Origin of the sequence: Halobacterium sp. KA-6 (genome assembly GCF_021029015.1) — an archaeon.
Lineage (GTDB): Archaea > Halobacteriota > Halobacteria > Halobacteriales > Halobacteriaceae > Halobacterium.
In genome coordinates this window covers 130,153-149,301 of sequence record NZ_JAJJZH010000002.1, presented here as the reverse complement: position 1 = coordinate 149,301, position 19,149 = coordinate 130,153, and the positions used below count along the sequence as shown (strand labels likewise).

General features: G+C 66.4%; 22 protein-coding genes and 1 tRNA gene. 12 read left to right on the top strand and 11 right to left on the bottom strand.

The window, feature by feature from the left end; genetic code table 11:
- Positions 1-28: 28 nt before the first annotated feature.
- Complete coding sequence (locus tag LPA46_RS05760; protein WP_230891796.1) at positions 29-229, bottom strand: hypothetical protein; 201 nt, start codon at positions 227-229, stop codon at positions 29-31.
- On the opposite strand from LPA46_RS05760, the gene ilvA reads away from it, so the two are divergent.
- Positions 228-1,457 (top strand): threonine ammonia-lyase, encoded by a 1,230-nt coding sequence (ilvA, locus tag LPA46_RS05755; RefSeq protein ID WP_230888096.1) that lies wholly within the window; start codon positions 228-230, stop codon positions 1,455-1,457. The two genes, LPA46_RS05760 and ilvA, sit on opposite strands and share 2 nt — an antisense overlap.
- On the opposite strand, the gene LPA46_RS05750 is transcribed toward ilvA, so the two are convergent.
- Complete coding sequence (locus LPA46_RS05750; RefSeq protein WP_230891795.1) at positions 1,458-2,300, bottom strand: hypothetical protein; 843 nt, start codon at positions 2,298-2,300, stop codon at positions 1,458-1,460.
- Between the two features lie 116 nt (positions 2,301-2,416).
- Here LPA46_RS05750 and LPA46_RS05745 point away from each other — a divergent pair, with 116 nt between their 5' ends.
- The 6 genes from LPA46_RS05745 to thsB all read left to right on the top strand — a co-directional run bounded on the left by LPA46_RS05745 (position 2,417) and on the right by thsB (position 5,771).
- Entirely contained in the window at positions 2,417-2,800 is a 384-nt protein-coding gene (locus LPA46_RS05745) for a Rid family detoxifying hydrolase (RefSeq protein WP_230888094.1), read from the top strand.
- Entirely contained in the window at positions 2,801-2,989 is a 189-nt protein-coding gene (locus LPA46_RS05740; protein WP_230888093.1) for a hypothetical protein, read from the top strand. It begins immediately after the preceding gene.
- A 46-nt stretch (positions 2,990-3,035) separates the two neighbouring features.
- Positions 3,036-3,117: transfer RNA gene (locus LPA46_RS05735), tRNA-Ser, on the top strand.
- A 268-nt stretch (positions 3,118-3,385) separates the two neighbouring features.
- A complete protein-coding gene (locus LPA46_RS05730; protein ID WP_230888092.1) occupies positions 3,386-3,664 on the top strand; it encodes a hypothetical protein in 279 nt (92 codons plus the stop codon).
- Between the two features lie 50 nt (positions 3,665-3,714).
- Complete coding sequence (locus tag LPA46_RS05725) at positions 3,715-3,936, top strand: TRAM domain-containing protein (protein ID WP_230888091.1); 222 nt, start codon at positions 3,715-3,717, stop codon at positions 3,934-3,936.
- A 170-nt stretch (positions 3,937-4,106) separates the two neighbouring features.
- Complete coding sequence (gene thsB / locus LPA46_RS05720; RefSeq protein ID WP_230888090.1) at positions 4,107-5,771, top strand: thermosome subunit beta; 1,665 nt, start codon at positions 4,107-4,109, stop codon at positions 5,769-5,771.
- 262 nt (positions 5,772-6,033) lie between these two features.
- Here the strand turns inward: thsB and lrp are convergent, their stop codons facing one another.
- Entirely contained in the window at positions 6,034-6,495 is a 462-nt protein-coding gene (lrp, locus tag LPA46_RS05715) for an HTH-type transcriptional regulator Lrp (RefSeq protein WP_230888089.1), read from the bottom strand.
- Between the two features lie 124 nt (positions 6,496-6,619).
- Between lrp and glnA the strand changes: the two genes are divergently transcribed.
- On the top strand, positions 6,620-7,996 hold the full coding sequence (gene glnA, locus LPA46_RS05710) for a type I glutamate--ammonia ligase (RefSeq protein WP_230888088.1): 1,377 nt from the start codon (positions 6,620-6,622) through the stop codon (positions 7,994-7,996).
- Between the two features lie 51 nt (positions 7,997-8,047).
- On the opposite strand, the gene LPA46_RS05705 is transcribed toward glnA, so the two are convergent.
- The 6 genes from LPA46_RS05705 to LPA46_RS18800 form a co-directional block, all read right to left on the bottom strand.
- Positions 8,048-8,872, bottom strand: a complete 825-nt coding sequence (locus LPA46_RS05705; protein WP_230888087.1) for a phosphatase PAP2 family protein — start codon at positions 8,870-8,872, stop codon at positions 8,048-8,050.
- Positions 8,869-10,065, bottom strand: a complete 1,197-nt coding sequence (locus LPA46_RS05700; protein ID WP_230891794.1) for a YihY/virulence factor BrkB family protein — start codon at positions 10,063-10,065, stop codon at positions 8,869-8,871. Before LPA46_RS05700 ends, LPA46_RS05705 begins: the two co-directional genes overlap by 4 nt.
- A 22-nt stretch (positions 10,066-10,087) precedes the next feature.
- Entirely contained in the window at positions 10,088-11,206 is a 1,119-nt protein-coding gene (locus LPA46_RS05695) for a tRNA (guanine(26)-N(2))-dimethyltransferase (RefSeq protein WP_230888085.1), read from the bottom strand.
- A gap of 236 nt (positions 11,207-11,442) precedes the next feature.
- The gene (gene aceB / locus LPA46_RS05690) at positions 11,443-12,753 is read right to left on the bottom strand and encodes a malate synthase AceB (RefSeq protein ID WP_230891793.1); all 1,311 of its coding nucleotides are present in this window, start codon (positions 12,751-12,753) and stop codon (positions 11,443-11,445) included.
- Entirely contained in the window at positions 12,746-13,798 is a 1,053-nt protein-coding gene (gene aceA / locus LPA46_RS05685; RefSeq protein ID WP_230891792.1) for an isocitrate lyase, read from the bottom strand. Before aceA ends, aceB begins: the two co-directional genes overlap by 8 nt.
- Positions 13,791-13,922: a hypothetical protein gene (locus tag LPA46_RS18800; protein WP_269069528.1), complete on the bottom strand. Its 132-nt coding sequence runs from the start codon at positions 13,920-13,922 to the stop codon at positions 13,791-13,793. The genes aceA and LPA46_RS18800 overlap by 8 nt, the downstream gene beginning before the upstream one ends.
- 236 nt (positions 13,923-14,158) lie before the next feature.
- Between LPA46_RS18800 and LPA46_RS05680 the strand changes: the two genes are divergently transcribed.
- On the top strand, positions 14,159-14,497 hold the full coding sequence (locus LPA46_RS05680) for a hypothetical protein (protein ID WP_230891791.1): 339 nt from the start codon (positions 14,159-14,161) through the stop codon (positions 14,495-14,497).
- Positions 14,498-14,801: 304 nt separating this feature from the next.
- On the opposite strand, the gene hisH is transcribed toward LPA46_RS05680, so the two are convergent.
- Complete coding sequence (gene hisH / locus LPA46_RS05675) at positions 14,802-15,458, bottom strand: imidazole glycerol phosphate synthase subunit HisH (RefSeq protein ID WP_230891790.1); 657 nt, start codon at positions 15,456-15,458, stop codon at positions 14,802-14,804.
- Between the two features lie 130 nt (positions 15,459-15,588).
- On the opposite strand from hisH, the gene LPA46_RS05670 reads away from it, so the two are divergent.
- The 3 genes from LPA46_RS05670 (at position 15,589) to phnE (ending at position 18,545) form a co-directional block, all read left to right on the top strand.
- Positions 15,589-16,644: a phosphate/phosphite/phosphonate ABC transporter substrate-binding protein gene (locus tag LPA46_RS05670; RefSeq protein WP_230891789.1), complete on the top strand. Its 1,056-nt coding sequence runs from the start codon at positions 15,589-15,591 to the stop codon at positions 16,642-16,644.
- A gap of 75 nt (positions 16,645-16,719) precedes the next feature.
- Complete coding sequence (gene phnC, locus LPA46_RS05665; RefSeq protein WP_230891788.1) at positions 16,720-17,538, top strand: phosphonate ABC transporter ATP-binding protein; 819 nt, start codon at positions 16,720-16,722, stop codon at positions 17,536-17,538.
- Positions 17,535-18,545, top strand: coding sequence for a phosphonate ABC transporter, permease protein PhnE (phnE, locus tag LPA46_RS05660; protein WP_230891787.1), 1,011 nt, complete (start codon positions 17,535-17,537; stop codon positions 18,543-18,545). The genes phnC and phnE overlap by 4 nt, the downstream gene beginning before the upstream one ends.
- On the opposite strand, the gene LPA46_RS05655 is transcribed toward phnE, so the two are convergent.
- Positions 18,542-19,138 (bottom strand): uracil-DNA glycosylase, encoded by a 597-nt coding sequence (locus tag LPA46_RS05655; protein WP_230891786.1) that lies wholly within the window; start codon positions 19,136-19,138, stop codon positions 18,542-18,544. The genes phnE and LPA46_RS05655 overlap by 4 nt on opposite strands.
- Positions 19,139-19,149 lie beyond the last annotated feature (11 nt).

The following is a 19,149-nucleotide window of genomic DNA, read 5'->3' as shown; positions in this document are numbered from 1 at the left end:
CGCGGAGTCGGGAGCGCACGGTCGAGACTCACAGCGCCGCGAAAAACCGCTGTCGGTCCGCGGCTGCCCGCGTCGTCCCGCCGCAGTCCTGCACTTTCACTTTTACCGTGCTTTGGTCGCTTTTATCACCATCCGGGTCGTCGTCGTAATCGTCACACGCTCCGTCCCCCACGTATTCTTGGAGCACACCACCAACCGTTAACAGCGACAGCGCCGTAGCCGCGAGCATGATTGGACTCGACGACGTGCTCGACGCCCGCGAGCGCGTCGCTGACGTCGCCCGCCACACCCCGCTGGACTACTCCAACACGTTCTCCCGGATGACCGACGCGGAGGTCCACCTGAAACTGGAGTGTTTCCAGCGGACGGGGTCGTTCAAGATTCGCGGCGCGACCAACCGCATCCGCACGCTGTCGGAGGCCGAGCGCGACGCCGGCGTCGTCACCGCCTCGGCGGGCAACCACGCACAGGGCGTCGCGCTCGCGGCCTCGCGCTCGGGCGTCGACGCGAAGGTCGTGATGCCCGAGACCGCGCCCATCTCGAAAGTCAAGGCGACGAAGAGTTACGGCGCGGAGGTCGTCCTCCACGGCGTCGACTACGACGCCGCCCAGACCCACGCCCATGAACTCGAAGACGAGGAGGGTCGCACCTACGTCCACGCCTTCGACGACGAGCACGTGATGGCCGGGCAGGGGACGATTGGCCTCGAAATCGTCGACGACCTCCCCGAAGTCGACACCGTCGTCGTCCCCATCGGCGGCGGCGGACTCATCTCGGGCGTCGCGACTGCGGTGAAGGCTCACGACCCGGACGTCCGCGTCGTCGGCGTGCAGGCCGAAGGTGCCTCCACGGTCGCCCCCTCGCTCCAGAAGGGCGAGCCGCAGGCCCTCGACTCCGTGGACACCATCGCGGACGGCATCGCCGTGCGCCGGGTCGGCGAGCAGACGTTCCCGGTCATCCGGGAGCGCGTGGACGAGGTCGTCACCGTCTCCGACGACGAGATCGCGACCGCGCTCGTGCTGATGCTCGAACGCGGGAAGACCCTCGTCGAGGGTGCGGGCGCGACGCCACTCGCGGCGCTGCTCGAAGGCAAGTTCGTCTACGAGGACGACGAGGTCGTCGTGCCCGCGCTCTGCGGCGGCAACATCGACCTCAACCTCCTCACGACAGTCGTCATGCGCGGGCTCGTCGATCAGGGTCGCTACGTGAAGATTCGCACTGTCCTGAAGGACCGCCCCGGCGCCCTCGACGACCTCATCGACGTCGTCGCGGACGAGCGCGCGAACATCTACGCCATCCAGCACGACCGCACGAACCGCGACATCGCGATGAACGCCGCGGAGGTCGAACTCGACCTCGAGACCCGCGGCCCCGAACACGTCGACGCGCTCCTGGACCGCATCCGCGAGGCGGGCTTCGAGGTCACCGTGCTCAACGGACCGCGCCCCCAGAACTGACTACGCGGGCACGACCGCGTACTCGACGGTGAGGAACTGCGCGCCACACAGCCACATCTCGTGGGTCGCCAGCGCCACCGCGTCGCCGCCGGTCGGGTCGTCTACTTCTGCGGGCGCGCTCACCGTCCCGTCCGTCGGCCACACGCGGAACCGCTGGTCCGCGGGGAGCGCGAATCCAGCGGGCGGCGTGACCCAGTAGAGCCCGGGGTCGCCGGGTGCTCTCGTGGTCAGTTCCACGCCGGTCGCGTCGCCCGCGCCGAGATGCCCGATGCGCAGCACCGTCGAGAGGTTGCCGCCGGGCAGCGGTGCCGCGATGTTCACGAACCGCTCGCCGTCGCACTCGTGGCTCGCGTACAGCGCTACGAACACCGCCGCCCCGGACTCGTCCGTGCGAATCCACGCTCGCGCGCCGTCCCGCGGGTCGGCGTCGGGGTCGAGCGCGACGAACTCGCTTCCAAGCCGGTGCCAGTCCTCGTCGCTCGGGCCCGGGAGATTCAACTGGCGAATGCGGGTCGTCACGGGCGCAGCGAGGCGCGCGCCCTTTCGGAACGGGCGGTGCCAGCGCGCGCGAAGCAGCATCTCGTACTCGGTCGTGCGCTCGTAGAACCGCCGGACGTCGCCCGCGACGCGCTCGGGGTCGAAGTCCGGCCGCGCGAACTCGGCCATGTCGTCCATCTCGCCGACGAGTGCGGGGTCTTCGGCGGCGAGTCCGCGCCGTGCGACGAACTCCGCGCCGATGTGGCCCCCGCCGGTCACCGGGCTGAACGGCACGTCGCGCGCTCGCCACGCCGCGGCGCCGGCCAGCGACGCGACGGCGCCGGTGGCGACTGTTCGGCCACGCATACGCCCGCTTGCGCGCGAACGGACACGAATCTGGTGGCTCCGGCGTCTGCCGGCTTCCCGGCCGCCGCCGAGCGCTGACGCCGGTCTTTAATACGTGTGACCGCGACTCACCGGACATGAAACGCATTATCGACACCCCCGACGCCCCCGCTGCGGTCGGCGCGTACAGCCAGGCGACGACCGACGGCGACCTCGTCTTCACCGCCGGCCAGATTCCGCTGACGCCGGACGGCGACCACCTCGACGACGAACCCATCGCCACCCAGACCCGGCAGAGCCTCGAGAACGTCAAGGCCATCCTCGAAGCCGAGGGCCTCACGATGCAGGACGTGCTCAAGGTCTCGGTGTTCCTCGACGACATCGACGACTTCGACGAGATGAACGAGGCGTACAAGGAGTACTTCCAGGACAACCCGCCCGCCCGCTCCGCGCTCGAAGTCTCGGCGCTCCCGAAGGGCGCGGCCGTCGAAATCGAAGCCATCGCCGCCCAGCGCGACTAGATGCGTCGCTCCACGTTGGACACGCTGGCGTGGGGCGCCGTCGGCGCGCTCGCGTTCCTCGTGCTCGCCCAGGGCTACCGACTGTTCGCCGACGAGGGCGTCGGCTTCCTCCCGCTGCTTGGCGTCGCCGTCGTCGTCTTCGCGGCGTCCTCGCTGGTCGCCCACCTCGCGGCCACTCGCCTCCACTGACGCGAAAAGAAGGGTTTAAACGACAGACCCGGATAGGTTACGACGGGCCGGGATGGCCGAATGGCAAAGCGCACGCCTGGAAAGCGTGTCCCCTTACGGGGTTCAGGGTTCAAATCCCTGTCCCGGCGTTTTCACCGTACTCGCGCCGCCCAGCGACGGTTCTGTCGCTGGGCGCGCGATGGTTTCGTAAACGACGGCGGGATTTGAACTCTGGAAGTCGCAGCCCGCGCACCACAGCGAGCAGGACCGTCTTCCTCCAGTTTAAATCCCGATAGGCAGAGCCGCGCGTATGCTCTATTTGGGAGTTGGCATCTCAAACTAGTGCGTAGTCGAGTACTTCGAATTTTCCAGCGAACGGCCACAGCGCCTACTTGGGGGCCGGCCGGAGTCGCCCGTATGGAACCGCCGAACATCGACGAGGACACCGCGCGGAAGGTGCTGGAACTGGGCTACCACGACTTGGGCGAGAGCGTCGAGTACGGCGACCTCCTGCTGGAGAAAGTTGAGGAGGAGCGCGAGGACGGCGACGTCGCCCGAGAGTACTACGCGCTCGTGGACGAGGAGACCGGCGAGCCGCTCGGCGAGCGCATCGGCGCGCACCACTACGCAGTCAACGAGTTCCACGACTTCCGCGACGACCTCGAGGACGTGTGGCGCTCGCACCACGAGTCCTGACCGTCACATCGGCCCCAGCGCTCTTTTCGCCGGGTCGGGAACGGGAGTGTATGCGCGAATCAGACACACCCGTACCGGTCGAGGAGGACGAGGAGTACGTCGTGGACGTCGAGGACATCGGCGACGAGGGCGACGGCGTCGCGCACGTCGACGACTTCGTGGTGCTAGTGCCCGAGGCCGACATGGGTGACCGCGTGCGGGTGCGCATCGACCGCGTCGAGCCGGACTTCGCGATGGCGGAGCTCGTCGAGCACGAATCCGACGTCGCCTAACTTAAAGGCCGGTTCGACGCGCCCGTCTCGTGTGAACGACTAACACACTATTCGGGCCGTGTAGTGATTTTCCGCGGGACTCAGGGCGTGTTCTTCCATTCGGCGCGCGACCGGCCTCGGAGCGGGATAGAAGATTTTATATAGAATCACAATCAATCATCCAGGTACCTATGGCACAACAACAGCGGATGCAGGGGCAGCCCATGATCATCATGGGAGACGACGCACAGCGCGTGAAGGACAAGGACGCTCAGGAGCACAACATCTCCGCGGCGCGAGCCGTCGCGGACGCCGTCCGCTCCACACTTGGCCCGAAAGGGATGGACAAGATGCTCGTCTCCTCGATGGGCGACGTCACCATCACGAACGACGGCGTCACCATCCTCCAGGAGATGGACATCGACAACCCGACCGCGGAGATGATCGTCGAAGTCGCCGAAACCCAGGAAGACGAGGCCGGCGACGGCACGACGACCGCGGTCGCCATTGCGGGCGAACTCCTCAAGAACGCCGAGGACCTCCTCGAGCGCGACATCCACCCGACCGCCATCATCAAGGGCTACAACCTCGCCGCCGAGCAGGCCCGCGAGGAAGTCGACAACGTCGCCATCGACGTTGACCCCGAGGACGAGGACCTCATCCGCAGCGTCGCCGAGACCTCCATGACCGGCAAGGGCGCCGAGCTCGACAAGGAGCTGCTCTCCGGCATCATCTACGACGCCATCAATCAGGTCTCCGTCGAGGCCGCCGACGGCAGCACCGTCGTCGACGCCGCGAACATCAACGTCGAGACCCAGACCGGCCGCGCGGTCGGTGACTCCGAGCTCCTCGTCGGTGCCGCCATCGACAAGGACCCGGTCCACGACGAGATGCCGACGGACGTCGAGGACGCCAAAATCCTCCTGCTGAACGAGGCTATCGAGGTCGAGGAAGCCGAAGCCGACACCTCGGTCAACATCGAGAGCCCCGACCAGCTCCAGTCCTTCCTCGACCAGGAAGAGGAGCAGCTCAAGCAGAAGGTCCAGCAGATTGTCGACACCGGCGCGAACGTCGTCTTCTGTCAGAAGGGCATCGACGACATGGCCCAGCACTACCTCGCGAAGGAGGGCATCCTCGCCATCCGTCGCACCAAGAAGTCCGACATCGAGTTCCTGACGAACGTCCTCAACACGGCAGTCGTCACGGACCTCGACTCCGCGACCGCAGCCAACGTCGCCAGCGGTTCTATCTCTCGCGACAGCGAGGACGAACTCTTCTACGTCGAGGGCCACGACGAGGACGCCCACGGCGTCACCATCCTCCTGCGCGCCTCCACCGAACACGTCGTCGACGAGCTCGAACGCGGCGTCACTGACGCGCTCGACGTCTCCGCGCAGACGCTCAGCGACGGCCGCGTCCTCCCCGGCGGCGGTGCCATCGAAGTCGAAGTCGCCGACCGGCTCCGCGACTTCGCGGACTCCGTCTCCGGCCGCGAACAGCTCGCCGTCGAAGCGTTCGCGGACTCCCTGGAACTCGTGCCGCGCGTGCTCGCCGAGAACGCCGGCCTCGACTCCATCGACACGCTCGTCGACCTGCGCTCCGCGCACGAATCCGGCGAGGAACGCACCGGCCTCAACGTGCTTTCGGGCAACCTCGAGGACACCTTCGAAGCCGGTGTCGTCGAGCCCGCACACGCCAAAGAGCAGGCCGTCACGAGCGCCTCCGAAGCCGCGAACCTCGTGCTCAAAATCGACGACATCATCTCCGCCGGCGACCTCTCCACCGACAAGGGTGACGAGGGCGGTGCCGGCGGCCCCGCAGGCGGCATGGGCGGCGGCATGGGCGGGATGATGTAGTACCTTTTTCCTGCACTCACTCGGGCGCTACCGCGCCCTCGTTCGCTGGGAAAAAGCTACGCTAAAAAGCCCCGACGGACCCCACTTCGGGGGTCCTCGGGGCCAGCGCGCTTCGCGCGCTGTGAACCGGCGACCTCCGGTCGCCGGATGCTCCCGTTCCGCCGCGCTGCACCGTCGGCTGACTACTCGCGATTTTCTTTCGACGTTTCGCTGGATAGCGGCGGCTCCGGGTCACGCGCGGTCGCAGAAAGGAGTGGTCGCGTTACTCGTCGTCGACGTCGAGCTCGAACTGCTCGTGTTCGGCGGCGGCGTTGAGCACGACGCTCGTGTTGGACTCCTTGATGTCGGCGTCCGAGAGCAGTTCCTTGATGAGCGCGTTCATGTCGTCGGTGTCGTTGAACTTCCCGACGGCGATGACGTCGTGGTCGCCGGTGACCTCGTAGACGGAGACCATCTGTTTGTGGTCGCGGAAGCGGTCGGTGATGTCGGGGAGCGCGCCACCCTCGACCTTGAGTTGGATGATGGCGGTGACGTCGTAGCCGAGCTGGTCGTAGTCGACGATTGGGACGTACCCCTCGATGACGCCCTCGTTTTCCAGGTCTTTGAGGTGGTTGGAGACGGTCGTCACCGATACGTCGAGTTCGTCGGCGAGGCTGCGCAGGCTGGCGCGGCCGTCGGCCAGCAGCTCGTTGACGAGGTGCGCGTCGAGGTTTTCGTACGTCATACCCACCCCTACCGTCTCCGCCGTATAGAAGTTTACGAATGTTCAGTTATCGCTGCGTCTCCCAAAATTACGCTAACCGCTACTGCTTTAATGGTGGATGTACTCGTCTGGAGTGTCCACAGATATGACGAACGGGAATCCTAGTGAGGGCCTCAGCCCGAGCGAGCAGGCGGTACTCGAGAAGATAGACGAACAGAACATCGACTTCCTCCGTCTCCAATTCACGGACATCCTCGGCACCGTGAAGAACGTCTCCATCCCCGCCAGCCAGGCGGAGAAGGCGTTCGAGGACGGCATCTACTTCGACGGCTCGTCCATCGAGGGCTTCGTCCGCATCCAGGAGTCGGACATGCGCCTCGTCCCCGACCCCGAGACGTTCTCCGTGCTCCCGTGGCGCACCCGCGAGGACGAGGAAGAGGGCGGCGCTGCGCGTCTCATCTGCGATGTCGTCGACACCTCGACCGGCGAGCCGTTCGAGGGTGACCCGCGCTACGTGCTCAAGCAGGCCCTCGACCGCGCCGAGGAGATGGGGTACAAGGTCAACGCCGCGCCCGAACCCGAGTTCTTCCTCTTCGAGGAGGACGAGGAAGGTCGCGCGACGACGAAGACCAACGACGCCGGTGGCTACTTCGACCTCGCGCCGAAGGACCTCGCCAGCGACGTCCGCCGTGACATCATCTACGGCCTCGAAGACATGGGCTTCGAAATCGAGGCCTCCCACCACGAGGTCGCGCAGGGCCAGCACGAGATCAACTTCGAGTACGACGACGCCCTCACGACGGCGGACAACGTCGGGACGTTCCGGACGGTCGTGCGCGCCATCGCGGCCCAGCACGATCTCCACGCGACGTTCATGCCCAAGCCCATCCCGCGCATCAACGGCTCCGGCATGCACACCCACATCTCGCTGTTCACCGAGGACGGCGAGAACGCGTTCCACGACGGCGACGACGAGTTCGACCTCTCGGAGACGGCCAAGCAGTTCACGGCTGGCATCCTCGAACACGCGCCGGCGCTGGCCGCGGTCACGAACCCGACCGTGAATTCCTACAAGCGCCTCGTCCCCGGCTACGAAGCGCCGGTGTACGTCGCGTGGTCGGACCGCAACCGCTCCGCGCTCATCCGCAAGCCCGCGGCCCGCGTGCCCGCCGCCAGCCGTATCGAGGCGCGCTTCCCGGACCCGTCGTGTAACCCGTATCTGGCGTTCGCGGCGCTCATCCATGCCGGCCTCGACGGCATCGAGCGCGGCCTCGACTGCGACGACCCGGTCCGCGAGAACATCTACGAGTTCGACGAGGCCAAGCGCGACGAGTACGGCATCGAGACGCTGCCGTCGAACCTCGGCGACGCCCTCGACGAGCTCGAAGACGACGAGGTCGTCCTGGACGCGCTCGGCGACCACGTCTCCGAGAAGTTCCTCGAAGCGAAGAACGCCGAGTACGACGACTACCGCGTCGACGTCTCCGACTGGGAGCTCGACCGCTACCTCGAGAAGTTCTAGACGGCTCTACTCCACGTTTTCTTTCGCGTCGCGCGCCGACCAGCGACGGCGTCACTGCCGCAGGACCGGGAGCGCGACGAACGCGACGCCGGCGACGACGTGTGCCACACCTATCGCGGGCAGCATCGCGTCCACTTTCAGCGTGAGCGCGGCGGTCCCGCCGAGCACGACGAGAATGGGGGCCGCGGTCTTCACCGAGACGTCGTTCAGCAGTGCGCCCCTGCGGGTCACCAGCCACCAGCCGACGAGCGCGCCGACCGTCCCGCCGAGTGCCGCGACTGGGTCCTCGGTAGGGCCGACGAGCACGACGGCCGCGACGGCGGTAGTGGTCGCGACGACGAACCCGTAGCCGACGCGGCGGCGGGTGAGCGCGAGCAGCGCCACGACGAACGCCGTGCCGAGGAGCGCGCCCGCGACTACGTCCCCGAGGTAGTGGACGCCGAGCACGAGCCGCGTGAACGCCACGAGCGCAATCATCCCGGCGGCTGCAGCGTACCGGCGCGCGCGGTCGCTCACGTCGAGGAGCGCTGCGAGTCCGCCGTAGAACGCCGCCGCACCGGTGGCGTGGCCGCTCGGGAAGCCGTTGCCGTCCTCGGCGATGCGCATCACCGACTCGGGCGGCCGCGGCTCCGCGAACAGCCCCTTCGTGAGGACGACGAGCGCGAGCGCGCCGATGCTCACCGCGAGCAGGCGCGCGCCGTCGCGGCGCGACAGCCAGTCGCGTTTGGGGCCGAACAGGTAGACCGCGGGGCCGACAGTCGTCACGAACCACGTGCTCCCGAGGAACGTCAACACCACGAACACCGGCACCAGCGCCTCGGGGAGGCTTCCTGCGAGCGTCTCCGTGACGCTGACGCTCCTGTCGATTGCGCTCATCGTCGCCACGACCGCACGCGGTCGGCAATGCGGCCCGGCAGTCCGACTGCGTTGATGCTCAGGCCGAACAACACCATCAGCACGTACAGGCCCAGCGTCGACAGCCACACTACGAGCATCGCCAGGATGGACCAGCCGCCGTCGAGGTAGTGGAACGCGCCGACGGTCATCAGGGTGCCGTACAGCAACACGAGGTACGGTCCCCAGCCGCGGGCTTTCCCGCGGCGCAGGCGCTGGCGGACGTACTGCTTGAGGTCCGCCTCCAGCTCGGACTTGCGCACGGTCTTGGCGTCCAACTCGGCGCGCAGCGCTTCGACTTCCGCGCCGAGTTCGGCGACGTCCGGCGCCTCGTTCGGTGGCTCGGGCTCCGGCTTCTCGTCGTCGTCAGGTCGTCCCGACAGCACGGCGTTGAGTACCGCACCGAGGGTGATAACGATGCCGCCGAAGTACAGCCACGTCACGAGGAGGAGCGCGCCGCCCAGAATCCCGTACAGTTCGCCGCCGCCGACGTACGCGGCGTACACGCGGAACCCCTGCGCGAGGAGCGTCCACCCGACCGCGGCGAACGCTGCGCCCGGCACCGCTTCCCGGACGGACATCTCGACGTCCGGGAAGACGTAGTACGACGGCAGAAACACCAGCGTGAGCGCGACCGGCAGCGTCAGCGCGCTGGCGAGGTCGAGGTACGGCAGGACGTCGAGGTAGGGCACGAGCACCGTCACGACGATTGCCGCGCCGACCGCCAGCGGCAGCGTCAGCAGGACGACGAGTCCGTCGACGACCTGTTCGAGCAGCGACTCGGGCTCCTGGACGCCGTACACCTGCGAGAACGCGACGTCGAGGCCGCGGAACAGTTTGAGCGCGGACCACGTCAACAGGAGGAGACTGACGACGGTCGCGCTCGTCCGCCCGCGGCCGTCCGTCATCGCGTCCCGGAGCGCTGTCTCGCCGGACTCGGTGAGGAACGGCCCGAGCGCGCCGACGATGGCGTCGACGAGTTCGACGCCGCCGAGCACGGTCCCGACTGCGACTGACAACACTAGCAGCGGAATCAGGGAGACGAACGCGTAGTAGGCGACAGCCGCGGAGAGGAACGTCACTTGCTCGTCCTGGGCCGTCCCGACCACGCGGCGCGCGACCCCGACGGCGGACCCGATTCGTGTCACGTCACGGACTTCGACGTGGTGGGTCATAAATCGGGCTACTGCGCGACGCCTACTCGCGGACCGCGGCCTCGACGTCGGCGAGCGTGCCGTCGGTCTTGAACGTCGTGCCGCCGTACTGCGTGCGCGAGGCCGCCAGCCCCGCCTCGTGGAGTTCGTCGAGGAACTCGTCCATGCCCACGGCGGGCTCTCCCCACTGCTTGTAGAGGCGGTGCTGGTCGAAGTGCGTGGGTTCGTGGAGTTCGCCCGCGACAGTATCGAGTAGTTTGCGCGCGCGTTTGGCGGTGCCCATGTAATCAGTGACGTGCTCGCGGACCTCGGCGACGAACTGCCGGTCGTGGGCGGCCCCGAGCCACAGCGGGCCCGCGGGCAGCACTTGTCGGCCGCCGCAGTGCGCGCACGTCTCCGGTGGGTCCGCAATCAGGCCGTACTCGTGCTCGCGGTGGAGACACTCCTGGCAGTGGTAGACGTAGCCGAGTTCGTCGATGGCTTCGTTGGCCTCGGTCGCGGTGTGCGAGAGGTCCAGATACGTGCGGACGTAGTGGTCGCTGACGTGGCTGAGGATGGGCGTGACGCCGACGTCGTAGCGCGCGGCGGTCCGGGCGAGCGCGGACAGCAGCACGCGCAGCCCCATCTCGGCGTGGTACTCGGTGTTCCGGGGGACGGCGGAGTACTTCCGGACGCCGGACTCGAAGTGCGCGCCACACAGCGGCGCGGTGTCGGTGGCCGTGACGCAGACGAGGTTGCGGGCGTTCGCGAACGCCGCGTCCGCGAACGGAATCGGCGTCCCGAACGGGTCGAGGTCCACCACGTCGAAGAACTGGCCGTCCTCGTGGAGGAGGCTGTTGACGTTGCGCTGGACGACCTCGCCGTCGAGGTCGTTGCGCGCGAGGTTCGCCCGCGCGAGTTCGACCGAATCAGGGTCGAGGTCCGCGAGCGTCGTCGTCCAGTCGTTTGCGGCCGCGCGGACGCCCCGGATACCGCTGGCGGCCATCGCGTCGAGGTACGTCTCCGCGCGCGGCTCGCGCTCGCGGTACGCCGACAGCGCCGCGACCGTCAGGTCCCGGTTGAGTTCCTGCGTGGGGTTGAAGAACACGCCGTCGCCGGCGCCCTCGCCGCCGCCAGCCTCCCCGGGTACTTCGACGGTCACGCCGCCTTCCTCGACGAGCATACCGCTTCTCGGTGCGACGCGGAAAAAAGGCCGACGGTTGCGAGAGACGAAGTCTCTCGGGTCAAGCGAGCGCTGAGCGTAGCGAGGCGCGAGCAGCGGGAGACGTAGTTTCCCGAGTTGTGCAGCACTGTGGGTCGTGAGAAGTGGGAGGCGAGAACCTCCCGAGCTACGAGATTCTGGATGCCGACGGAACGGCCGCGGGCGGGCTGAGCACGTCCGCGTGCGGCCGCGCGTCGTTAGTTCCCGACGTTGGTTGCGCGTTCGACGACGTCTTTGCCGTACTTGGCTTGGAGGTCGTCGTGCTGGTCGGGGCGGTGCTGGTAGACGTCCTGGAAGAGGGTAATCGGCGTCTGGGCCGCTTGGTAAGTGGCTTCGTCCCACATGCGGTCCTTGCTGAGGTCGATGGTAACGCCATCAATATCGAGGGTGGCGGACTGGGTCATCGCGATGGCGCCCTTGCCGGCTTCCTTGGCGGCTTCGAACTCCTCCATGGAGTCGACGATATCGTTCATACTGGGGACGTATGAGGTGCGGTCGAGCAGTTCCTCGCGGAGTTCCTCCTGGGTGAGTTCGCGCTCGTCGCCGCCCTCAAGGAGCACGTAGCCGCCCTCTGTTTGCTCCAGGGAGAGGTGGTCGCCGTCGTAGACCTGGCGGTCGTCCTCGGCGTCGAGTTCGACCTCGCGGCCGTCGACCTCAAGCAGCCAACTCCCGGTTTCGGGCGGGAGCGGCGCAGTATTCGCAACTTCGACCTGCTCGGGTGTGAGCGACCAGATGCCAGTCATGCCTTTCGCGCGGTTGTCCTGCATGCGCTGGCGGTAGCCCTCGACGTCGCGGATGTCGTCGTAGGGACCGTCGACGGCGACGAGACCGGCAGCGCTGGCGCCCCGTGAGGTGTTGTGGCGGAGTTCGGGCCACGGTGGAAGTTCGCCGGTGGGGGTCATCGCGCGCATGTCTTTGGTGTAGTCGACTTCGCCGTCGACGAGCAGGAACATGCGTTCGAGGTTGTTCGAGGGGTTGCCCATTTGTTCGCGGAGGTCGCCCATGGCGAGTTCGGCTTCGCCGCTCTCGATGATGACGGACATCGAGAGGGTGCCTTCGTCGAGGCCGTGCTCTGCTTCGACGACGGTGATGGCCTCGTCGGCTTTCTTCCAGTCGTCGATGTCGCCGACCTCAGGGATGACGAAGCCGTCGATGTGGTCGACGGCGCCGGCGTCGGGGTCGGCGATGGTGAGCATCTGCTGGAAGCCGCGGTAGCGGGTGGACGGGCTCTCGCGGTGCCAGACCACGCGCGGGTGGATTTCGCCCGGGAACTCGCTCCCGTGGTCGCTCACCACGTCCACGATGTTTTGTGCGCCTTCGGCGCGCATGGAGGGCGCGGTGGCGTCCTCGTTGTCCGGCACCCAGACGTCGGGTGCCTCGATGCCGCGGAGTTGGGCTGCACTGCGAAGCAGTTTCGCGGAGTCGTCCTCGCCCTCGACGGCCGTCGGGGACGTGAAGAACGTCCGCACGAACTCGCGATCGTAGTGGCGCGCGGTCGGGTCAGTCATCCTGCGTCGCCGCGGCCTCGTCGTCGGCCGTAATCGGGTCGCTCTCGTCCTCGCTGTACCCCTCGGACTCCTTGATGCGGCGACGGGCCTCGGGGTCGAACTGGGTCTCGATGTCCTGGTAGCGACTGACCAGCGAGAGGTCGTGGTGGCTCTCGGTCTCGTGGCCGAGGTAGCGGTCTTCGAGGTCGAACTGCGCCTGCTCGGCGTTGTTCGCGATGTTCTCCATGTCCTCGTAGACGGCGTGGGCGCCCGAGTGGAGGCCGTAGAGGGTGATGAAGATGTACTCGTAGCCGAGGTCGCCGAGCTCCTCGAAGGTCAGCGGGTCGTCTTCCTCGCTCCACGCGAACGACGACGAGTAGTTGAACGCGAGGTCGAGGTCCGGGTGGGTCTCGTGGATGGTCTCGGCGTACTCGACGGCGTCCTCGCGGGACGGGTCGGGCATCTCCGGCCAGACGAGGTCGACGCCGGCGTCGGCGTAGATGCGGCCGCGTTCGAGGTGTTCCTCCCAGTCACCGTTCGCGGAGCCGTACGCGTCGGTGCGCGCGATGATGACGGTGTCCTCGGACTGCTTGGCGTCGACGGCGGCCTCGAAGCGCGCCTGGGCCTTCTCCCGGGAGACGATTTCCTTCCCGGCGATGTGGCCACAGCGCTTGGGCGTCGTCTGGTCCTCGATGTGAATCGCGGCGACGCCGGCCTTCTCGTACTCGCGGACGGCGCGCCGGACGTTGTGGACGCCGCCGTAGCCCGTGTCGGCGTCGGCGACGACCGGGAGGCTGGTGGCGTCGACGATGCGCTTGGCGTTCTCGACCATCTCGGTCATCGACACCATCTCGAGGTCCGGGAAGCCGAACTGCCCGAGGACCGTCGAGTAGCCGCTCATGTAGACGGCGTCGTGGCCGGCGCGTTCGGCGAGCCGCGCGTCGAGGGCGTGGTAGAGGCCGGGCGCGAACACGTATGGGTCGTCGTCCGCGAGCAGTTCGCGGAATTCGCGCGCGGCGGCGTTGTCGATGTCTCGGTGCGTGTAGTCAGGGTAGTCGTCACTCATCAGTAGGCTCCGTGTGTCGGTGGCTCCAGACGGTCTCGGATAGCGATTCTTCCTCGTCGGCGTCGCCCCGGAGGTCCGGGACGACCGGCGCGCCGGTGTTCTCTATGTCCGTGTAGGTGGGCATGGTGGGGTCTCTGTGGGTCGTTGTGGTGGTCGATAGTCGGTGCGAGCGGTCGTGCGGTGGCGTACTACGGGCATCGCAACTGGTGACGGGACGACCAACCGCATAAAGTTAATGAATAATAATGTTATATGGCTCGAATGGCATTAACAATAATTAAGGAATTATTTTGATACGCCAACTCGTACCACGGACGCGCGACCGAACCTGCTAAACCACGCGCCACCCAACAGCGGGTCGTGCCCGAGGTCGACGACTGGCGGGCCGCACTCGCCGACACCGGCGAACTCACCGCCCCCATCACCGAACGCATCCTCGCCGAACACGGCGACCGCGGCCAACGCGCCATCGAAGCCGCCAGCGAAGGCCGCGTCAAACAGTACAACGACTTCACCGTCGTCGTCGGCCACGAAGACGAATACATCGTCGAAGAAGGCAACTGCAACTGCCAAGACAGCCAGTACAACCTCGACCACGACGAATCCTGCTGGCATGCCATCGCCACCGACATCGCCCAACGCGTCGGCGAAGTCGACCACCACGACATGTTCTACAGCGAAGTTAGGGATTTTCTCTAAGACACACTTTTTGCTGCGCTCACGGTGCTACGTGCCTCTCGCTGGCAAAAACTTGCGGAAAAAGCACTCCTTCTTCCCGACGCTCGCCTCGCTCGCTCTGGTCAGTTGTCGGCCCGCGCTCCCTGCGGTCGCGCGGTGAACCGCTTCGCTCGGGCTTTTCGAGCCGCTCGCTCGCGGATGCTCGTTGTCGGTTGGTCAGTACGCCGTCCTCCTCTGCCTCACGAACCTACGCTACGGTGGTCGTACGCTCGTTGTCGACGGAACGGGAGAAAAATGCTGTTCGGGACCGAGAACAGCTGACGGGCTACTGGTCGGCGCAGATGTCCACGAAGTTCCGGAGAATCTGGAGCCCGGTCTCGCCGGATTTCTCGGGGTGGAACTGGGTGCCGAAGACGTTGCCCTCGTCGTTGGCGACGATGGACGGGAACGCCTCGCCGTAGTCGGTCTCGGCGACCACGTGGTCGTCGCTGTCCGGCTCGGCGTAGTAGGAGTGCACGAAGTACGCATACTCGCCGTCGACGCCCTCGACAAGCGGGTGGTCGCGGACGACGTCGAGTTCGTTCCAGCCCATGTGCGGGACCTTCACGTCGCCCGTGAATCGACGGTTGCGCCCCGGAATCAGGTCCAGGCCCTTCACGTCGCCTTGCCCCTCGCGTTCGGCTTCCTCGCTCTCCGTGAGCAACATCTGCATCCCGAGACAGATGCCGAACAGCGGGCGGCCCTCGTCGGCGGCGTCGACGAGCGCGTCGCGGAACGGGCCGGCGTTCTCCATGCCGTCGCCGAACGCGCCGACGCCCGGGAGCACGATGCCGTCGGCGTCGTCGAGTGCGCCGGGGTCGTCCGAGATTGTCACGGCCGCGTTCGCGCGTTCGAGCCCGCGCGTGACACTCCGGAGGTTCCCCAGCCCGTAGTCCACGACGACGACCGAGGCCGTCGTCTGGTCGGTCGACGAGATACTCATGTTCGTGACTTCGACCCCCAGTTGCAAGTGGGTTTCCCTCCGCCGTTTGTTACATAGTGGTGGTTACTGCTGGATATAGTTGAAGGACAAACCTTTTCAACTATCTCTCGTATTCACAAACGAATTTCCCATGGCGGGACGACGCAAATTCCTCAAAATCGCAGGTGCGACAGGTATCGCTGGACTCACGGGACTCGCTGGCTGCACCGGTGACGGCGGCGACGGCGGCAGCGGTACGACCGAAGCGCGGACCACTACGGAGACCTCCGGTGGCGACACAACCACGGAGACCTCCGACCAGATGTCCTTCGGTGACGACGGGACCATCGACTTCGGCATCTCGCCGTCGGTCCCCCAGTCGGACCTCGAAGTGCAGTACGCACCCCTTGAAGACCACATCGGGAGCTACCTCCAGGAGAACTACGACGTCCCCAGCGGCCTGAGCGTCGAGGGGACTATCGGCAGCAACTACAGCGCAATCATCCAGTCGCTCGGACAGGGAACGCTGGACGTCGCCGAAACTGGCCCGTTCGCTGGCGCACTCGGCGTGATGTCCGACAACGCCGAAATCATCCTCCAGCGGTACGGCTACGGCGGCTGGACGTACAAGAGCATTATCGCAGTCCCCAACGATAGCGACATCACGGAGCTATCGGACCTCTCCGGAAAGACGGTTGCATTTTCCGACACACTATCCACCAGCGGCGCGCTGTACCCGCTGTACAGCATGTCCTCGGAGGGCGGCCTCGACATTGGGAACCTTCCCGATGGTAACGGATCGCAAGCCGAGTTCGACGCTCGGTTCGCCGGCGGCCACGTCGGCTCGTACACGCTCCTTGAACAGGGCCAGGTCGACGCCGCCGCGATGGGCGGATTCGTCCGAGATACGAGCACCGGCCCGTCGCCTGAGGAGTTCGACTCAGTCGCAACCACGCTCCACGAGGACTCGGGTCTGCCGCGCGCCCCCATCGTCGTCTCCCCAGAGCTCAGCGACGACGTCAAGACTGCCATCCAGGAGGCGTTCCTCCAAGGACCAGATAGCATCTACCACGGCGCAGACGGCGAAGAAGGCACCGACGACGACCTCTGGTTCAGTGACGTCCGCGAAGCGAGCCAGGAGGACTACCAGTCGGTCATCGACGTCGCCAACGAACTCGGCGTCGGCACGGAAATATTCGAGGAGTAAGGCCTCGGCGCGCTCTCGCGCTAGTTCGGGCCGTTTTTCCCACGGCCACACATTCCCCGATACAGGAACCCCACGATGCCAAAAATCGAGTTCGACAACGTCACCAAGATATACGACGAGGACACCGTCGCGCTCGACGACGTGTCCTTCACCATTCCTGAGGGGGAGTTCGTCATCTTGCTCGGGCCGTCGGGGGCCGGTAAATCCACGATGCTACGCGTCCTGAACGGGCTCACCGAACCGACCGAGGGCTCCGTCCGCATCGGCGGCGAGGAGATTGGCCACAACCGCAGCGAGGTCGGTATGGTGTTTCAGGAACACTATCTCCTCGAGAGCAAGACCGCATTCGGGAACGCGCTCTCGGGAGCACTCTCCCGGAACGGCCTCCTGCGGAGCGCCCTCGGGATGCATTCTGAGTACGACAAGATCAACGCCCTGGAAGCGCTGCAAACCGTCGGTCTCCTCGATGAGGCCGGCCAGCGCGCGGAGTCGATGAGCGGCGGGCAGAAACAGCGCGTCGGCATCGCTCGCGCACTCGTCCAGGAACCACAGATTCTGCTCGCTGACGAACCTGTCGCGAGCCTTGACCCGAAGGCCGCTCGCGACGTAATGCGGTACCTGAAGAAGGCCGCCAAGGAGGAGGACCTGACGACCGTCACGAGCCTCCATCAGGTGAACATCGCCCGCGAGTTCGGCGACCGATTCCTCGGCATCAGGGACGGCGAAGTCATCTTCGACGGCGACGCCGACGACCTCACGATGGAACAGATGGACGACATCTATTACGGCGAGGACAGCAACGGAAACCTTGAGACGGACCCGACCGGCACCGACACGGTGACATCCAGCGCCGCGGACGGGAACGCCTCCGCCGACGGTGGTGAGAGCGCGTGAGCGGCTCGACAGACCCCGCGGTACGAGAGAAGCTACAGGAGCTAGAGCGTGCGCGTCGCATCAAGTACGTGCTGTGGGTCTCCCTGGTCGCCGCCGTGCTCGCCATCACGTACTGGGGGCTGGGCTTCGTCGGCTTCCAGCCGAACGTCGTCGCCGACCGGTACCCCGCGATGTACGACTTCATCGCGACCGGTTTCTTCCCCCCGGACTTCCAGCGGTTCACCATCTACACGACTGACCAGGGTATTACCGGCCTGCGCGCCATTCCCGCTAGCTTCCGCGACGGCGGCGTTCACATCCTCGAAAGCCTCCAGTCGCAGCGGCAGTCGCTGGTCCGCGCCAGCCTGGTGACGCTTCTGCTGGGGTTCATGGGGACTGTGCTCGCGTTCCCACTCGCGCTCGTTCTGGGCGTGCTCGGCAGCGAGCGCGTCACGCCGTTCCCGTTCAACTTCATCTTCCGTGGCACTCTGAGCGCGATTCGCGCGATTCCCGCCATCGTCTGGATCTTCCTCTACATCCCTATTGGGCCGCCGGGCCAGGTCACCGCAGTGCTGGCCATCGCGACCGACGGCATCGGGAACCTGGGCCGCCTGTTCACGGACGACTTAGAAGAAATCGACGAGGGTCCCATCGAGGCGATTCGCTCGACGGGCGCGTCCGGAACGCAGACCGTCAGCTTCGGCATGCTGAGCCAGGTGTCTCGGTCGTTCATCGCGTGGACGCTGTACATCCTCGAAATCAACACCCGTATCGCCATCTCGCTGGGCGTTGTCGGTGCCGGCGGGCTCGGGTTGATGATTCGCAACAGCCAGGACCTCTTCCAGTTCCGGCAGACTGCAGCAGGACTCATCATGGTGTTCGTCGTCGTGCTGGGCATCGAACTCATTTCCTCGCGGATTCGCGCCAGGCTCCGCCCCGGCGAACACGAGGGGAAAGGCTTCTTCGAAGCCGTCCGGAGCCTCTTCGACGCGAAGAAGTGGCTCGGTGTCGGCGACCGGCAGCCCTAAAACTCGCCGAGCTGGGACTGTCCGCTGTTCCCGCCCGCTATCGTCGCCGCTTTCTCTATCGTTCTCGTGAACGTCTCGCGCTGGCTCGCGTCGTACAGCGTCGCCGCCGGATGCAGACAAATCAGCACTTCGCGGGGCTCGCCGCCGAGTTCGACGCGCTCGACGCTGCCGGCTTCGTTCGTCACCGCGACGTCCCGCCCGAGCAGGTGTTCGCCGGGGACCTTCCCGAGCGTGACGATTACTTCGGGGTCGACGAGCTCGATTTCGCGTTCGAGGTACGGCCGGCAGTTCGCTAACTCCTCCTGACTGGGGTCGCGGTTCTCGGGCGGTCGACACCGCACGCAGTTCGTGATGCGGATGTCCGCACGCGGCAGCCCCGCGTCCCGGAGTTCGTCGTCGAGCACGTCGCCGCTGCGCCCGACGAACGGCACGCCCTCCTCGTCTTCGGACTCGCCGGGCGCCTCCCCGACGAACAGCACGCCCGCGTCCTCGGGACCGTCCCCGTTCACGATTTGGCTGCGGGACTCCACGAGGTCCGCACAGCGCGTGCACTCCGTGACTTCCACGCCCTCCATGCCGTCAATGTCGCTCATGCGTGTGCCGA

Excerpts from the sequence above, each read along its gene's own strand:
- LPA46_RS05750 (WP_230891795.1), bottom strand. The coding sequence starts at position 2,300 with ATGCGTGGCCGAACAGTCGCCACCGGCGCCGTCGCGTCGCTGGCCGGC.
- LPA46_RS18800 (WP_269069528.1), bottom strand. The coding sequence starts at position 13,922 with ATGCCCACCTACACGGACATAGAGAACACCGGCGCGCCGGTCGTCCCG.
- LPA46_RS05740 (WP_230888093.1), top strand. The coding sequence starts at position 2,801 with ATGCGTCGCTCCACGTTGGACACGCTGGCGTGGGGCGCCGTCGGCGCG.
- LPA46_RS05725 (WP_230888091.1), top strand. The coding sequence starts at position 3,715 with ATGCGCGAATCAGACACACCCGTACCGGTCGAGGAGGACGAGGAGTAC.
- LPA46_RS05655 (WP_230891786.1), bottom strand. The coding sequence starts at position 19,138 with ATGAGCGACATTGACGGCATGGAGGGCGTGGAAGTCACGGAGTGCACG.
- LPA46_RS05695 (WP_230888085.1), bottom strand. The coding sequence starts at position 11,206 with ATGCTCGTCGAGGAAGGCGGCGTGACCGTCGAAGTACCCGGGGAGGCT.
- LPA46_RS05705 (WP_230888087.1), bottom strand. The coding sequence starts at position 8,872 with ATGAGCGCAATCGACAGGAGCGTCAGCGTCACGGAGACGCTCGCAGGA.
- glnA (WP_230888088.1), top strand. The coding sequence starts at position 6,620 with ATGACGAACGGGAATCCTAGTGAGGGCCTCAGCCCGAGCGAGCAGGCG.
- LPA46_RS05730 (WP_230888092.1), top strand. The coding sequence starts at position 3,386 with ATGGAACCGCCGAACATCGACGAGGACACCGCGCGGAAGGTGCTGGAA.
- LPA46_RS05745 (WP_230888094.1), top strand. The coding sequence starts at position 2,417 with ATGAAACGCATTATCGACACCCCCGACGCCCCCGCTGCGGTCGGCGCG.
- lrp (WP_230888089.1), bottom strand. The coding sequence starts at position 6,495 with ATGACGTACGAAAACCTCGACGCGCACCTCGTCAACGAGCTGCTGGCC.
- aceA (WP_230891792.1), bottom strand. The coding sequence starts at position 13,798 with ATGAGTGACGACTACCCTGACTACACGCACCGAGACATCGACAACGCC.
- LPA46_RS05700 (WP_230891794.1), bottom strand. The coding sequence starts at position 10,065 with ATGACCCACCACGTCGAAGTCCGTGACGTGACACGAATCGGGTCCGCC.
- thsB (WP_230888090.1), top strand. The coding sequence starts at position 4,107 with ATGGCACAACAACAGCGGATGCAGGGGCAGCCCATGATCATCATGGGA.
- LPA46_RS05670 (WP_230891789.1), top strand. The coding sequence starts at position 15,589 with ATGGCGGGACGACGCAAATTCCTCAAAATCGCAGGTGCGACAGGTATC.
- hisH (WP_230891790.1), bottom strand. The coding sequence starts at position 15,458 with ATGAGTATCTCGTCGACCGACCAGACGACGGCCTCGGTCGTCGTCGTG.
- phnC (WP_230891788.1), top strand. The coding sequence starts at position 16,720 with ATGCCAAAAATCGAGTTCGACAACGTCACCAAGATATACGACGAGGAC.
- ilvA (WP_230888096.1), top strand. The coding sequence starts at position 228 with ATGATTGGACTCGACGACGTGCTCGACGCCCGCGAGCGCGTCGCTGAC.
- aceB (WP_230891793.1), bottom strand. The coding sequence starts at position 12,753 with ATGACTGACCCGACCGCGCGCCACTACGATCGCGAGTTCGTGCGGACG.
- LPA46_RS05760 (WP_230891796.1), bottom strand. The coding sequence starts at position 229 with ATGCTCGCGGCTACGGCGCTGTCGCTGTTAACGGTTGGTGGTGTGCTC.